The sequence below is a fragment of the Cryobacterium luteum genome (genome assembly GCF_900110125.1).
In the GTDB taxonomy this organism is placed as follows: domain Bacteria; phylum Actinomycetota; class Actinomycetes; order Actinomycetales; family Microbacteriaceae; genus Cryobacterium; species Cryobacterium luteum.
In genome coordinates, this window is sequence record NZ_FOCN01000003.1 from 225,732 (window position 1) to 241,234 (window position 15,503).

11 protein-coding genes are annotated in these 15,503 nt (G+C 65.4%); 7 read left to right on the plus strand and 4 right to left on the minus strand.

Going from position 1 to position 15,503, the window contains the following annotated elements:
* Positions 1-59: 59 nt before the first annotated feature.
* Positions 60-983 carry a proteasome assembly chaperone family protein gene (locus BMW72_RS05335; protein WP_092108008.1) on the minus strand — a complete coding sequence of 308 codons (924 nt, stop codon included), beginning with the start codon at positions 981-983 and terminating at the stop codon, positions 60-62.
* A gap of 129 nt (positions 984-1,112) precedes the next feature.
* Here BMW72_RS05335 and BMW72_RS05340 point away from each other — a divergent pair, with 129 nt between their 5' ends.
* The 3 genes from BMW72_RS05340 (at position 1,113) to sucB (ending at position 5,530) form a co-directional block, all read left to right on the plus strand.
* Positions 1,113-2,606: a leucyl aminopeptidase gene (locus BMW72_RS05340; RefSeq protein ID WP_092108010.1), complete on the plus strand. Its 1,494-nt coding sequence runs from the start codon at positions 1,113-1,115 to the stop codon at positions 2,604-2,606.
* Positions 2,607-2,705: 99 nt separating this feature from the next.
* Positions 2,706-4,079 (plus strand): dihydrolipoyl dehydrogenase, encoded by a 1,374-nt coding sequence (gene lpdA / locus BMW72_RS05345; RefSeq protein WP_092108012.1) that lies wholly within the window; start codon positions 2,706-2,708, stop codon positions 4,077-4,079.
* Between the two features lie 62 nt (positions 4,080-4,141).
* Positions 4,142-5,530, plus strand: a complete 1,389-nt coding sequence (gene sucB, locus BMW72_RS05350; protein WP_092108014.1) for a 2-oxoglutarate dehydrogenase, E2 component, dihydrolipoamide succinyltransferase — start codon at positions 4,142-4,144, stop codon at positions 5,528-5,530.
* Positions 5,531-5,596: 66 nt separating this feature from the next.
* Here sucB and BMW72_RS05355 read toward each other — a convergent pair whose 3' ends face one another.
* Positions 5,597-7,546: a protein kinase domain-containing protein gene (locus BMW72_RS05355; protein WP_166787701.1), complete on the minus strand. Its 1,950-nt coding sequence runs from the start codon at positions 7,544-7,546 to the stop codon at positions 5,597-5,599.
* Positions 7,547-7,703: 157 nt separating this feature from the next.
* On the opposite strand from BMW72_RS05355, the gene lipB reads away from it, so the two are divergent.
* The 3 genes from lipB to BMW72_RS05370 all read left to right on the plus strand — a co-directional run bounded on the left by lipB (position 7,704) and on the right by BMW72_RS05370 (position 10,156).
* Positions 7,704-8,384, plus strand: coding sequence for a lipoyl(octanoyl) transferase LipB (gene lipB, locus BMW72_RS05360; RefSeq protein WP_092108018.1), 681 nt, complete (start codon positions 7,704-7,706; stop codon positions 8,382-8,384).
* Positions 8,381-9,370: a lipoyl synthase gene (gene lipA / locus BMW72_RS05365; protein WP_092108021.1), complete on the plus strand. Its 990-nt coding sequence runs from the start codon at positions 8,381-8,383 to the stop codon at positions 9,368-9,370. Before lipB ends, lipA begins: the two co-directional genes overlap by 4 nt.
* 78 nt (positions 9,371-9,448) lie before the next feature.
* Positions 9,449-10,156 (plus strand): DUF4191 domain-containing protein, encoded by a 708-nt coding sequence (locus BMW72_RS05370; RefSeq protein ID WP_092108023.1) that lies wholly within the window; start codon positions 9,449-9,451, stop codon positions 10,154-10,156.
* 79 nt (positions 10,157-10,235) lie between these two features.
* On the opposite strand, the gene BMW72_RS05375 is transcribed toward BMW72_RS05370, so the two are convergent.
* Entirely contained in the window at positions 10,236-10,664 is a 429-nt protein-coding gene (locus BMW72_RS05375) for an RDD family protein (RefSeq protein ID WP_092108025.1), read from the minus strand.
* A 145-nt stretch (positions 10,665-10,809) separates the two neighbouring features.
* Here BMW72_RS05375 and glnA point away from each other — a divergent pair, with 145 nt between their 5' ends.
* A complete protein-coding gene (gene glnA, locus BMW72_RS05380) occupies positions 10,810-12,234 on the plus strand; it encodes a type I glutamate--ammonia ligase (protein WP_092108027.1) in 1,425 nt (474 codons plus the stop codon).
* 106 nt (positions 12,235-12,340) lie between these two features.
* On the opposite strand, the gene BMW72_RS05385 is transcribed toward glnA, so the two are convergent.
* Positions 12,341-15,448 carry a bifunctional [glutamine synthetase] adenylyltransferase/[glutamine synthetase]-adenylyl-L-tyrosine phosphorylase gene (locus BMW72_RS05385; protein WP_092108029.1) on the minus strand — a complete coding sequence of 1,036 codons (3,108 nt, stop codon included), beginning with the start codon at positions 15,446-15,448 and terminating at the stop codon, positions 12,341-12,343.
* Positions 15,449-15,503: the final 55 nt, after the last annotated feature.

The window sequence follows — 15,503 nt, forward strand, 5'->3', positions numbered from 1 at the left end:
TATCGCGTTCCTCCCGCCGGTCGGGTCAGGCCGTGGTCTGCACCGGACTCCGATTGCGTTCAGCTGGCGGGCCCGTCGTCACGGCTGCGGCGCAATGCCAGGAAATTCTCGAGTTCCGCGGCGATTTCGTCAGCCGACGGCAGTTCACCGTCTTCATCGGTGAGGGGAGAGCGCAGCGGGCTGCCCTCCATATAGGCGTCGTAGCGTTGTTCGAGGGTGCCGACGAGTTTGGCCAGTTCGGGGTTGCTCTGCACCTGATCATCGATGCGCGCGACGAACTCGCGATTGGCTTCCCGCAGGCGATCGGTCGGAAAGATCAACCCGGTGGACGCGCTCGTGCTTTCGAGGGCGCTCAATGCTGCCGCGGGAAACTCGGTGTCGCCCAGGTAGTGCGGAATGAGCAGCACGTATCCGACCGTCGACGACCCCCGCTCCTGCAGCCGATATTCCAGCAGGTGAAGCACATTGGCCGCCACCTGGGTGTGCGGCCGCCAGACCGAACGGTTCTCGATGAGATCGGATCGGTTGCCGCTGACGGTCACCCCGACCGGACGGGTGTGCGGCACCGGCATGGGAATCGCGTGCACCCAGGTCGTCGAGGCGACGGTGAAGCGGTCGATGAGCTGCAGCATGGCTGCGGTGAACTGCTCCCAGCGGAAGTCGGGCTCGAAGCCGGTCAGGAACAGGAACGGCTGCCCGATCTCGTCGCGGGCCAGGTACAGTCGCAGTGACGGCGGCTGATAGTTGGTGAGGTGATCCTGATCGAAGTAGATGATCGGGCGCCTGGCCCGATAGTCCAGCAGGGTGTCGGTGTCAAAGGACGCCACCACCGTGTGATCCAGTGTGGTCAGGAGGTAGTCGGTAAACTGCGCGACCGCACCGCCGGCATCCGCGAAGCCGGTCAGGCCCATGACCAGATGCAACCCTTGCGGGACGCCATCGGCGTCAACGGTGAGTTCGTAGAGCTCCTCGGGGTCTGACATTCCTTAACTCTAATCCGGAGGCTCCATCCGTGTTGTGTTTGCGGGCGTTCAGCATCGCGCCCAGAGCGAACAGCGATGAGCGACCCGGCTGGACCGGCGACGCCGACGGGCCACGGTTACCATCAAGATATGACTGTTCCGACACTGTCCCTGTCCACCGAGTCCGCAGGGGACTCCGCCGCCGACGTTCTCATCCTCGCTGCACTTCAAACGGATGATGGGGCGCGGCTGCTCGCCGACGTCACGCTCGGCGACGCCCTCATCGCGTCGGTGGCTGCGCAGCTCCCGCTGCTGAACGTGACCGGCGCTCGTGATGAGGTGGTGCGTCTGGTGGCCGCTGTCGGCACCCCGCGCGCCATCGCCATCGTCGGGCTCGGACGCCAGATCAGCACCGACACCCTCCGCCACGCGGCTGGTTCCGCCGTGCGCCAACTGATCGGTGCCGCTTCCGTTGCCTTCGCTCTTCCGCTGAACGACGCCGCGCAGGTGGAGGCCGTGCTCGAGGGCGCGGCCCTCGGTGGGTACTCCTACACGACCTACCGGCAGAGTTCGCTGGCCGACGCGAAGCTGCCGGCTCAGAGCGTCGTCGTGCACAGCACGACTCCGGCGGGATCCGCTGTCGACCGTGCCCGAGCCAGCGCCGAGGCGATCCGCCTGGTCAAGGACCTCGTGAACATGCCGCCGCTCGACCTCTACCCGGCGTCGCTCGCCGACCTGGCAGTCGAAGCTGCGCGCGACCTGCCGCTCGACGTGACCGTCTGGGACGAAGATCAGCTCGCCGCCGATGGGTTCGGCGGCATCGTCGGAGTCGGAGCCGGATCCACCCGACCGCCGCGACTGGTCAAGCTCAGCTACGCCCCGACCGGGGCCGCCAAGCACCTGGCCCTCGTCGGCAAGGGCATCACCTTCGACACCGGCGGGCTTTCGCTCAAGCCGCCGGCATCGATGGTCGGCATGAAATACGACATGACCGGTGCGGCCACGGTGCTCGCCGTGGTGGTCGCCGCTGCCCGGCTCCAGCTGCCGGTGCGGATCACCGCGTGGATGTGCATCGCCGAGAACATGCCGTCGGGCTCGGCTATTCGCCCTAATGACGTACTGCGCATGCGCGGAGGCCGCACCGTCGAAGTGCTCAACACGGACGCCGAGGGTCGCCTCGTGCTCGCCGACGGCCTCGTCGCCGCCGGCGAAGAACACCCCGACGCGATCGTCGATGTCGCCACCCTCACCGGAGCCCAGGTAGTCGCCCTCGGTAACCGGTATTTCGGCACGATGGGCGATGACGCCCTGGTGCAGCGGGTGCTCGCAGCCAGTGCCGCGGTCGGCGAATCGGCCTGGCCGATGCCGTTCCCGGATGAGTTACGCGCCACCCTGAATTCGGACGTCGCCGACATCGCGAATGCGAAGATCGGCAGCACCGCCGGCGGGATGCTCCTCGCCGGGGTTTTTTTGCGGGAGTTCATCGGAACGGATGCCGCCGGGCAGACGATTCCGTGGGCTCACCTCGACATCGCTGGGCCGGCTCAGAATTCCGGTGCCGGCTGGGGATTCACCGCAGCCGGACCGACCGGGGTGTCGGTTCGGGCGCTGCTTCGACTGGCCGAGGACTTTTCACGCCCGTAGTACAGTCGTAGGGGCAAGAAAAGCTTGTCAAACCACGCGGCCGATCAGCACAATCCGTCGGTCGTCGTGACAAAGCGTAATGCGCGAGGGAGTAGCTGAGTGTCGGAACAGAATTTTGACATTGTCGTTCTCGGTGGCGGAAGCGGTGGATACGCAGCAGCGCTGCGGGCCGTGCAGCTGGGATTCACCGTTGGCCTGATCGAGAAGGGCAAACTCGGCGGCACCTGCCTGCACGTCGGTTGCATCCCGACCAAGGCCCTCCTGCACTCGGCCGAGGTCGCCGACGTCAGCCGGGAAGCCGCCAAATACGGCGTCAAGACGGCGTTCGAGGGCATCGACATCGCTGCCGTCACCGCGTTCCGCGAGGGCATAGTAGCGAGCAAGTACAAGGGACTTCAGGGTCTGATCAAGGCTCGCGGGATCACCGTGATCACCGGTGAAGGCCACCTGGTCTCCCCCACCTCCGTTCAGGTCGGCGACGACCTGATCGTCGGCAAGAACGTGATCCTGGCCACGGGTTCCTACTCCCGCTCGCTGCCCGGCCTCGAGATCGGTGGCCGTGTCATCACGAGCGAGACCGCACTCGCCCTGGACTACGTTCCCAAGAAGGTCGCCGTCCTCGGCGGCGGCGTCATCGGCGTCGAGTTCGCCAGCGTCTGGAAGTCCTTCGGCGCCGACGTCACGATCATCGAAGCCCTGCCGCACCTCGTGCCCAATGAGGAAGAGTCGATCTCCAAGCAGCTCGAGCGCGCGTTCCGCAAGCGCGGTATCGAGTATTCCCTCGGCATCCGCTTTCAGAGTGTCACTCAGTCCGACTCCGGCGTCATCGTCACCCTGGAGAACGGGACGACCGTTGAGGCCGACCTACTGCTCGTTGCCGTTGGTCGCGGCCCGGTCACGGCCGGTCTCGGCTTCGACGAGGTCGGAGTCACCATGGACCGCGGGTTCGTCCTCACTGACGAGCGCCTCGCCACGAACATCCCCGGCGTCTACGCCGTTGGCGACATCGTCCCCGGACTGCAGCTCGCACACCGCGGTTTTCAGCAGGGCATTTTCGTCGCCGAGGAAATCGCCGGGCTGAACCCGATCATCGTCGAGGACGTGAACATCCCCAAGGTCACCTACTGTGACCCCGAGGTTGCATCCGTCGGGTACAGCGAAGCTAAGGCCGCCGACAAGTTCGGTGCCGACCAGATCTCCACCTACGAGTACAACCTCGGCGGAAACGGCAAGAGCTCGATTCTCGGCACGGCCGGTTCGGTCAAGCTGGTGCGGGTCAAGGACGGCCCCATCGTAGGTATCCACATGATCGGCGCCCGCGTCGGTGAGCTCATCGGCGAAGGCCAGCTCGTGGTGAACTGGGAGGCGTACCCGGAGGACATCGCTCCGTTCCTGCACGCCCACCCGACGCAGAACGAAGCGATGGGTGAGGCCTTCCTGGCTCTGGCCGGCAAACCGCTTCACGCGATGTAGGCGGAGCCCACCATTTTCATCCAATTTTCAGACAAGCAAACGGTTTTGAAGGAGACATACGCATGAGCGAATCCGTCAGCCTCCCGGCACTCGGAGAGAGTGTCACAGAGGGCACGGTCACCCGCTGGCTCAAGAACGTGGGCGACCGCGTGGAGGTCGACGAGCCGTTGCTCGAGGTATCGACCGACAAGGTGGACACGGAAATCCCGTCCCCGGTCGCCGGCATCATTGAAGCCATCCTGGTGCAGGAAGACGAGACCGTCGAGGTCGGCACCCCGCTCGTCACGATCGGCGACGGGTCCGGCGCTGCCGCACCCGCTGCCGAGGCGCCCGAGCCCGTCGCCGCTCCGGAGCCCGTCGCAGCCCCGGTTGCGGCCCCGGAGCCCGTCACAGCCCCGGTTGCGGCCCCGGAGCCCGTCGCGGCCCCGGTTACATCCCCCGAGCCCGTCGCGGCTCCGATTGCTGCTCCCGCACCGGCGCCGGTTGCTGCAGCCCCGGCACCCGCGCCGGTCGCTGCTGCTGCGCCGGCTGTCGCTGCCCCGGCAACTCGTGGCTCCCACGCCGGCACCAGCGGTTACGTCACGCCGATCGTGCGCAAGCTCGCGAACGAAGCCGGCGTCGACCTGTCGACGATCAGCGGCACCGGAGTGGGCGGACGGATCCGCAAGGAAGACATCGTGCAGGCGGCCTCGGCTGTCGGCGCGGTCGCGGCCGCCCCCGTGGTCGAAGTGTCGCCGTTGCGCGGCACCACTCAGCCCATGTCCCGCCTGCGCAAGGTCGTCGCCGAGCGCGCCGTCATCTCGATGCAGTCATCCGCCCAGCTCACGACCGTGGTCGAGGTCGATGTCACCCGCGTCGCCATGCTGCGCGACCGGGTCAAGGGTGCATTCGCCGAGAAGACGGGCAACAAGCTCTCCTTCCTGCCGTTCTTCGCTCTCGCCGCCGCCGAGGCGCTTCGGGCCATCCCCATTGTGAACGCCACGATAGATGGCGACACGATTGTGTACCCGGCCTCGGAGAACATCAGCATCGCCGTCGACACCGAGCGTGGACTGCTGACCCCGGTTGTGCGCAACGCCGGCGAACTCGATCTGGCCGGTTTCGCCGCGCAGATCGCCGACCTCGCCGCTCGTACCAGGGACAACAAGCTCAAGCCCGATGAACTGAGTGGTGGAACGTTCACGCTGACCAACACTGGTTCGCGCGGTGCCCTGTTCGACACGCCCGTGGTGTTCCTGCCGCAGAGCGCCATTCTCGGCACCGGAATCGTCTACAAGAAGCCGCTCGTCGTCACCAACGACGGCCTCGACTCCATTGCAATCCGTTCCAGCGTGTACCTCGCGCTGTCGTACGACCACCGCATCATCGATGGAGCGGATGCTGCCCGCTTCCTCACCACGATGAAGGCACGGCTCGAAGCCGGTGCATTCGAGGGCAACCTCGGAATCTGACCAGCTCGAACTGCGTGAACGTTCGGCTCGCTACCTGAGTCGTTGAAAAACTCCGTGGGTGAAGACTCAATAGTCGAAAATCTCACGGAGACGCCAGCCGCCCTCGCCCTTGACCACAAGGACCGAGGCCGGCTGGCTTTCTTCGTGCCCCGGCGACGGGATCAAGGCAACGACGGCCAGGTCGCCGTTTCGTTCCGCCAGCGTCGGCAGGAACCCCACGTAGTCGGCCAGGGGGCCGCCCGTTCTCCCCTTCTGACGTTCTCGGGCGTCGTAGCTGTCGAGGGCCAGCAGGGCCGAACCGGTCTGATCCACCTCGACCAGGCAGACCAGGGACGCGGCCGCGAGACAGGACGCCCGGCGGGCGAGCAGCGCTACGACCGCCGAAACCGGGTCATCGCCCGCTATTGCCGCCTGGTCGGGGGCCGCCGCACCGTCCGCCACGGACGGAGTGGCAGGCGCATCGGTCGGGGCGGCCGAGCCGGCGGCATCCGCTGGTGGGTTGGCGGGTGCGTTGGCCGGCGCCAGCGCACTTGGAGAGCCGCTGGCGCGATCGCCCGATCCTGCACCGTTGTCTTCGCCAGTCTCGCCCGCCTGCCCCAAGACGGGAAACAGGGTGAGAGCGAGCACGAGCAGGCTCGCACCGCCGAAGGCCGACACCAGGAGTGGTCGCCGGTGACCGTGCAGCCGTTTTCGCAGCAGGTGACCGGCGTCTCTGAGCGGATGCGAGTCGACCACGGTCGCGAGGGTGCGACCCAACCGGGCTTGCCGTTGTCCTGTGCGCCTGCGGGCGGCCCAGCGGTCGGTGAGTCGGCGCAGGGCGACCCTGGCCTGGCCGAAGGGTGCGCGGGGCGGCACGTCATCGAATTCGTGGTCGCCGCCGAGGTCGCGGTCAAGGTCGAGGTCATGATCAAATTCGGTGTCGAAGCTGGTGTTGAATCTGTCGTCGATTTGAATGTCGAACCCGTCATCGTTGTCGGGATGTGTCGGGTGCGCCGGATCAGTACCGACGTGATTGCGGAATCTACTGAGAATCTTGTTCTGAGCGTGGTGGAAATTGTCGTGAATTCCGTCGCCGTGATCGCTGGTCGAGAGAGCGGGCTCGATGCCACGAGGTGCCGAGGAGAACGCGGGACCGGGCGTGCTCGGTGCGTTCACCTCCCCGGGGGCAGCGGCGTGAAAACCTCGCAACGGTGCGGCGTCGGCCCAATCGAAAAGGTTGCGCTCCAGGGTGCCGAGGATGGCCCCGAGGGGCGCGCCCGCAGTTCTCGCCCCGGACCCTCCACCGATCAGGTTCGTGGCCGCCTGGAATCGCCGCGCTATCGCCGCCCCGCTGCGGAACTGCGGGTGGGCCGGGTCGAGCGTGTCGACGAGGGACTGCATCACGATGCCGAGGCGCGCGTAGTCGGCTCGGAGCAGCCGCATCCGTTCACGGGGCAGGTCATTGAACTGCGTGACAGCTCCAAAACCGGTCAGCACGGCTCGACCGCTTGCGTCGAGCAGGATGCTGGCCAGGCTGAGGCCGCCGTGCGCGAACCCAGCCGTGTGCAGGGAGGTCAACGCCACGGTGACCGGTGCCAGCAACGTCACGACCTCCCCGGGTGACAGCCGCGGGTTGTCGACGAGGTACCGCGCCAAGGATCCCCCGGGGAGTCGTTCGAGGACCAGGCAGATTCGACCGTCACCGAGCTGCGCGACATCGAGCAACTGCACGAGCCCAGGCGCGGCCGGTGACGTGAGCACGGCAATATCGAGCTCGATACTGGAGGCCGCGATGTCGGCCCGAAAGACTTTCAGAGCCACGGCGCTCGCGCCCGGAGAATGGCCCAGGTACACCGTGGCTCGAGTCCCCGTACCGAGCAAACGGAGCACCCGATGTCCGGCGACGACACCATCGGTTTGTATCGTTGCCGCAGCGGTGAGCTGAGCTTCCCCGCCGGGCGGGGCGGACTGGCCACGACGGGGACGAAGCGAGGCCTCATCCTCGACCGGGGCCAGCTGTTCAGGGCGTCGTTTCACACCTTCATGTTCGGGCGCGGCCCCCTCTGCCGCGCAGCGCATCCCGCATCCGTGCACAACCAGCGCTGCCCTCCGCGGTGGAGGAGTCGAGGCACCATGAGCGGCCGCCTGCCAACGCCGCAGCCCACCAGTCGAACTCTGCCCCTAGACTAAGCAGATGCTCGACTTTGTCGTCGCGGGGCTAAGCGCCAACTCCGTGCCGTATGTTGAGGGCCTTGAGCTCCAACGCGCAGTCCACCGTTCCGTCGTCGCCGGAGAGCGGCCGGACACCGTCCTCCTGATGGAGCATCCCGCCGTCTATACGGCCGGTAAACGCACCCTGCCCGAGGAACGCCCGATCGATGACACGCCGGTCATCGACGCCGACCGAGGCGGCAAAATCACCTGGCACGGCCCCGGCCAATTGGTTGGCTACCCCATTGTGCACCTGCAGGAACCGGTGGACGTCGTCGGCTACGTTCGATGCCTCGAGGGCATACTGATCGAGGTTCTGATCGAATTCGGCATCGGTGCGGTTCGGGTGCCCGGACGGTCTGGGGTGTGGGTCGGGAAAGCCGGTCACGAAGACAAGATCGCCGCCATCGGCATTCGGGTCGCCCAGGGCGTGACCATGCACGGCTTCGCGCTCAATTGCAGCAACTCGCTCGAACCTTACTCGCGAATCATCGCCTGCGGAATCCGCGACGCCGGGGTGACCACGATGACACGTGTACTCGGGCACTCCGTCGACCCCGCCGAGCTGATCGACCCCATCACCAACGCGTTCCGTCGCGCACCGGGGCTGCACCAGGCGGCCCTGTCCCCCGCCAGCCTTGAGACCGTCAGGACGAACGCATGAGCGCAGTACCCGAAGGTCGCAAACTCCTGCGCCTGGAAATTCGCAACGCAGAAACCCCGATCGAACGTAAGCCCGCCTGGATCAAGACGGTCGCCCGGATGGGGCCCGAATATCAGAAACTGCAAAGCCTGGTCAAGAGCGAGAACCTGCACACCGTGTGTCAGGAAGCCGGCTGCCCCAACATCTTTGAATGTTGGGAAGACCGCGAAGCGACGTTTTTGATCGGCGGCTCGCAGTGCACCCGGCGATGTGACTTCTGCCAGATCGACACCGGCAAACCGGCCGACTACGACACCGACGAACCGCGTCGGGTCGGCGAATCCGTGGTGACCATGAACCTGCGTTACGCCACGGTCACCGGTGTGGCCCGAGACGACCTGCCCGATGAGGGCGCCTGGTTGTATGCCGAAACGATTCGCCAGATTCACCAGCAGAGTCCCGGCACGGGCGTTGAGATCCTCGTGCCGGACTTTTCCGGTAACCCGGAACACCTCGCTCAGGTCTTCGACGCCAAACCGGAGGTCTTTGCGCACAACGTGGAGACCGTGCCGCGCATCTTCAAGCGCATCCGCCCCGCGTTCCGCTATGACCGGTCGCTCGACGTGCTCACTCAGGGCCGGAACGCCGGCCTGATCACCAAATCCAACCTGATCCTCGGCATGGGTGAGGAACGCGCGGAGATCAGCCAGGCGCTGCACGACCTCTACGAGGCCGGAACCGACATCATCACCATCACGCAGTATTTGCGTCCGAGTGCCCGGCACCTGCCGGTGGCCCGGTGGGTGCGCCCGGAAGAGTTCGTCGAGCTCAACGAGGAAGCCAAGGAGATTGGCTTCCTGAGTGTTCTCTCCGGCCCGCTCGTGCGCTCGTCCTACCGTGCCGGGCGTCTGTGGGCGCAATCCATGGTCGCAACCGGGCGGGCGATCCCGCCCGAACTGCGCCAACTCGCGGATGCCCAGCTCGGCTTTGCGCAGGCCGTTTCCTGATGCGAGAGTGATTCCTAATGAGAGAGCACAGACGAATTCGGTCACGCGGCATTCGAGTGACTGGGTAGTCTTATACCCATGGCACGCAGCAAGGAAAAGACCCCCAAAAAAGCAAAACAGCCCGGCCGCTTGAAGCAAATGTGGCAGGTTTTCCAGATGACGAGACGCTACGACTCGAACATCGTCTGGATTCTGGTTTTGGCCTTCCTCTTACCGGTTTTGATCAGCCTGGCACTGGCCCTGCTGATCCCGGGCAGCAACGTCTTCACGATGGTGCTCTGGATCGTCGCCGGCGTTCTCGCCGGTATTCTGGCGATGCTCATCATCCTCGGTCGACGTGCCGAAAAAGCCGCATATTCGCAGATCGAAGGCCAGCCCGGTGCAGTCGGTGCCGTGTTGCGCAGTTCACTCAAACGCGGCTGGGTCGGCAGTGAGATGCCGGTCGCCGTCAACGGCAAAACCCAGGATGCGGTCTATCGGGCGGTCGGTCGTGGCGGCGTCGTATTGATCAGTGAGGGCCCCAAGACGCGTACCGCCCGCATGCTCGACGAAGAGAAGCGCAAAATTGTGCGTATCGGCGGCAATGTCGGCGTGACTGTGATCTCGGTCGGACCCGACGAAGACGCCGTGCCGCTGCATAAGCTGGCCCGGCGCCTCACCCGGATCAAGCCCACCCTGACCAAGGCGGAGGTGCTGGCCGTGAACAACCGGCTCAACTCCATGGGCACTAAGCTTCCCATTCCCAAGGGCGTCGACCCGATGAAGGCGCGCCCCCAGCGCGGCTGACGCCACGAGCAAAACGACGAAGGGCCGGACACGATGTCCGGCCCTTCGTCATTCCGGCATCCGCTGTTCCGGCGGATCCCTACTGACGGATAAGAGCCGTTCCGGCGATTTTGTCGTGGAAGCCGCGCTGGTCGGAGTCCCACACGAGCGCGGGAAGCGCAATGCCCAGCAGCACGGATCGCACGACCGGACGCCACAGTCCAACCCACCCGCCGTGAATGGAAATGATCCGCAGCCCCACGAGACGATGACCGATACTGGCGCCGATCGTCGGTATGAAAATGATTTGCAGAATGACGAAAATGATCAGGTTGGCGGCCGGATCGTAGTCGAAGAAGATCGCGGAGGCGCCGATGGCGATCGCCCAGTCAATGGCGAAGCCGAGCAGGCGTCGCAGCGGACGACCAATGGAACCGGGCCCGATCTTGGGTAATCCGAGCCGCTCCCCCGGCCATTTACTGGGCGGAAGCTGACCAAAAGTGTTCGGGCGGGAGCTGGAGTCTGGCACCCGATGAGTCTACCGAGGAGCCGCGCCTGTAACATGGGCGAAACATAAGCGTCACGGACAAGTAACGCAGCGCTACTAATCTCAATGAAGCCGATGCGTCCGATTCGGCCGTTTCCACACCCTCGTCGTCTGGAGTTAAAACCGCATGTTCCGCGATTCGTCCGAAGTGCTCAAATTCATCAAAGACAATGACGTCAAGTTTCTTGACATCCGTTTCACCGATCTCCCCGGTGTGCAGCAGCACTTCAACATTCCGGCTTCCACCGTCGATGAAGAGTTCTTCACCGTTGGCCAAATGTTCGATGGCTCCTCGATCCGCGGTTTCGCGTCGATCCACGAATCCGACATGCAGCTCATCCCCGACGTGTCGACGGCGTACCTCGACCCGTTCCGCACCGAGAAGACACTTATCATGCTCTTCGACATCTACAACCCCCGCAACGGTGAGATCTACTCGAAGGACCCGCGCCAGGTAGCAAAGAAGGCCGAGAAGTACCTCGCCTCCACCGGCATCGGAGACACCGCATTCTTCGGCTCCGAAGCCGAGTTCTATATTTTCGACGACGTGCGCTACGAAGTGAACCAGCACACCAGCTACTACAAGGTCGACTCCAGCGAGGGTGCCTGGAACTCGGGCCGCAAGGAAGACGGCGGAAACCTCGCCAACAAGACGCCGTTCAAGGGTGGCTACTTTCCGGTCAGCCCGGTCGACCAGCACGTTGATATGCGCGATGACATCTGCCTCAAGCTGATCGAATCGGGCCTTATCCTCGAACGCAGCCACCACGAGGTCGGCACCGGCGGTCAGGGCGAGATCAACTACAAGTTCGACACCATGGTGCACGCCGCCGACGACCTGCTCAAGTTCAAGTACATCGTCAAGAACACGGCGCACGAATGGAACAAGACGGCGACCTTCATGCCCAAGCCGCTGTTCGGCGACAACGGCTCCGGCATGCACACCCACCAGTCACTGTGGTCCGACGGCAAGCCGCTGTTCTACGACGAGGCCGGCTATGGCGGACTGTCCGACCTGGCCCGCTGGTACATCGGAGGCCTCCTCAAGCACGCCCCGGCCGTACTCGCCTTCACCAACCCCACGGTCAACTCGTACCACCGTCTCGTTCCCGGCTTCGAAGCCCCGGTCAACCTGGTCTACTCGGCCGGTAACCGTTCCGCGTCGATCCGTATCCCGATCACGGGCACCAACCCGAAAGCCAAGCGCCTCGAATTCCGCGCTCCCGATGCGTCGGGTAACCCGTATCTCGCCTTCGCCGCGCAGCTCATGGCCGGCCTCGACGGTATCAAGAACCGCATCGAGCCGCACGAGCCCGTTGACAAGGACCTCTACGAACTGCCGCCCGAAGAAGCCAAGAACATCCCGCAGGTTCCGGCTTCCCTCGAGGAGGCCCTGCAGGCCCTCGAAGTCGATCACGACTTTCTGCTCGCCGGAAACGTGTTCACGCCGGAACTGATCGAGACTTGGATCGAGTACAAGCGCGAAAACGAGATCAAGCCGCTCGCCCAGCGTCCGCACCCGTTCGAGTTCGAACTGTACTACGGCGTCTAAGCTCCGGCACACGCAGCTGCACGAATCACGGCTGCAGCAACAGGGGCACAGGGACCGCATCTTCGGATGCGGTCCTTTTCTCTTCGCGGCAGCCGCGCCTGCCCGGTCAGCCGACGGTCGGGCCCGGACGCTCCACGGGGCCGTAGAAGAGGCGCTCGAACACGGCGCGAGAGCGTCTGGTCACGGCGAGGTAGTCGTCTTCGAGTTGGTTTCCCGAGCCGGGCGGGTATTCCATGACCCGCGCGATGCCTTCAAGGGCCGCACGGTCGGTCGGCAAGACGTTCGAGGTGTGGTTCGTCCACAGCGTGATGGCCGAGCGGGCGCGGGACGCGAAGATCCAGGCGCTGCGCAGCACCACGGCATCCACTGCCGGTATCAGGCCGGCGCTGACGGCTTCAGCCAACGCCGACAGCGTCGACGTTGTGCGTAGCGCCGGAATCGCGGCTGCGTGCTGCAGCTGCAGCAGCTGAACCAGCCACTCCACGTCGCTCAGCGAGCCGCGCCCGAGCTTGAGGTGCCGGTTCGGGTCGGCGGCCTGCGGCAGCCGCTCGTTCTCCACTCGGGCCTTGATGCGGCGTACCTCCCGCACGGCCTGCTCGCTGATGGCGGCCGGGTACCGCACCTCATCGGCGACGGCTTCGAAATCGCGCAACAGAGCGGCATCGCCGGCCACACCGCGTCCGCGGAGCAGCGCCTGGGCCTCCCAGGTGAGCGACCAGCGCCGGTAGTACGCCTGATAGGAGTCCAGCGACCGCACCGCCGGGCCGTTGCTGCCCTCCGGCCGCAGCCCGATGTCCAGATCGAGCGGCAACCGACCGTCTTCGGTGAGGCGGTTGAGTTCCCGTACGATGAAGCGGGCCCGTTCGTTGGCCGCTTCACCCTCGAGGGTGCCCGCACGGAATACGTACATGACGTCGGCGTCGGAGCCGAAACCGAGCTCGGCTCCCCCGAAGCGACCCATGCCAATCACGCCGAATTCGATTCCGTCGCCGGCGGTACCGGCAGGATCAGCCGCGCCGCCGACCGCATCGGTATCCTCCGAAACGGTCAGATCGCCCCCGCGGATGGCGGCGATCACGCCCTGAATGTAGGTTGCGTTGACGTCGGTCAGACCCTGGCCGAGCTGGTCGAGGTCGATCTGGCCGAGGAGCGCCGCGAAGGCCAGCCGAAGCATCTCCCGGCGCCGGGCCGCGCGCAAAATCGTCGCGGCGGCATCCGGGCTCTCATGCCGTCCCAGCACCGCCCTGGCTTCGTCCTGCAGGGCCTTGAGCGGTCGGGGCTGAAGATCCGCCTCGTCTTCGAGCCAGGCGACCGCTTCCGGGATCTTCTCCAGCAACTCGCCGATGTACCGGCTTCCCGACAACACCCGGGTCAGGCGCTCTGCGGCGCCGGAGGAGTCGCGCAGCATGCGCAGAAACCAGTAGGTCGAGCCGAGGTTGTCGCTCAGTCGTCGAAAGGCCAGAAATCCGTAGTCCGGGTCGGCGCCCTGAGAGAGCCACTGTAACAAGACGGGCAGCAGATGTCGTTGGATAGCTGCACGCCTGGATACCCCGCCGGAAAGAGCAGCGATGTGCGCGAGCGCCCCCTTGGTATTGAGAAAACCGATCGCCGCCAGGCGGGCCTCGGCCTGTGCGCTTGTCAGGTTCAGTCCTTCCGCCGGCAGCGACGCCACCGCAGACAACAGCGGACGGTAGAACAGCCGTTCGTGCAGGCCACGCACCCGCTGTTTCGTTTCAGACCAGCGGATGGTCAGCCCGGCAGCGCTCGTAGCCAGGCCGGTCGATCGGGCCAGCACCCGCAGTTGGGTTTCGTCACGCGGCACCAGGTGGGTGCGGCGCAGTTTCTGTAGCTGCAGCCGATGTTCCATCAGGCGAAGCATGCGATAGTCCAGGGCGAATTCGGTGGCCTCGGCACGGCCGACATAACCGGCCGTCGCCAGCGCGGTCAGCGCGGGAAGCGTGCCGGCCTGGCGAACGTCGGCGTCGGTCTGGCCGTGCACCAGCTGGAGCAGTTGCACAGTGAATTCGATGTCGCGCAGCCCGCCGGGGCCGAGCTTGAGCTGCACGTCGACCTCTTCGTCGGGGATGTTGTCGGTGACCCGCTCCCGCATCCGCTGCACGGATTCGACGAAATTCTCCCGGCTGGCGCTGCTCCAGACCTTGGGGCTGACGGCGTCGATGTAACGAGCGCCGAGCTCCCGGTCACCGGCCAGCGTGCGGGCCTTGAGCAGCGCCTGGAATTCCCAACTCTTGGCCCAGCGATCGTAATAGGCCAGGTGCGATTCAATCGATCGGACGAGGGCGCCGCTCTTGCCCTCGGGGCGCAGGTTGGGGTCGACCTCCCACAGTTCCGGTTCAATCCCGGATTCGCCCAGGCCCCGCATGATCAGCACGGCGAGTCGGGTGGCGATTTCAACGGCACGGGAACTTTCCAGACCGGCCGTCTCGTCGCCGTCGGCGACGAAAATAACATCGACGTCGCTGACATAGTTGAGCTCGCTCGCGCCGGCCTTGCCCATGCCGATGACGGCCAGGCGGGTGGCGCGTACCTGGTCGATCAGAAAGACGCCGCGGCCGGCCGTTTCTCCGCTCGACATGGTTCGGGCAACGGCGAGGGCTGTTTCCAGCGCCGCAGTGGCGAGATCCGACAGGGTGCGGGCGACGCCGTCGAGCCCGGCAACCGGGTCGACCTGTTCGAGGTCGAAGGCGGCGAGCTGCGCCAACCGGCGGCGGTAGCGAACCCGGAGGGCAACCCAGGCCTCATCATCGATGAGGAGCGAGAAGCCGGCGACCGCACCGACGGCATCGAGAAGATCGTGCACCAGATCGTTGACGCTTGGAAGTACCACCAGCGGCGTCGTCAGCACCGGTAGCTCCTCGGGGTGGCGGAGGAAGAAGTCGGCGAGCCCGCTCGACGCCCCGAGCACTTTCAGGAGTCGCCCGGTCGCCGCGGGAGTGTGGAGGAGCGCGAACAGTTCAGCCGACCCTTGTCGCAACAGGGCGACCAGGGCGACGAGCGCTGCATCCGGGCTGGCCGTTGCCGTGAGCAGCGGCAACAGCGCACGGGTGTCGGTCGACCGGCCAGTCGCCGCCGAGCCGCTGTGCGGGCTGTTCGCACCGAGCTCGGCGACCTCGTCGAGGCGCGCGTGCACCTCGGCGAGATCAACGAATCCGACCCGAACGAGCTCGGTCAGGGTCAGTTGCAGACGCTCCATCGCGGGTGTTTCCTTCGATCATCGACACCTATGAGCAGTTTGAGCGAACTCCGAG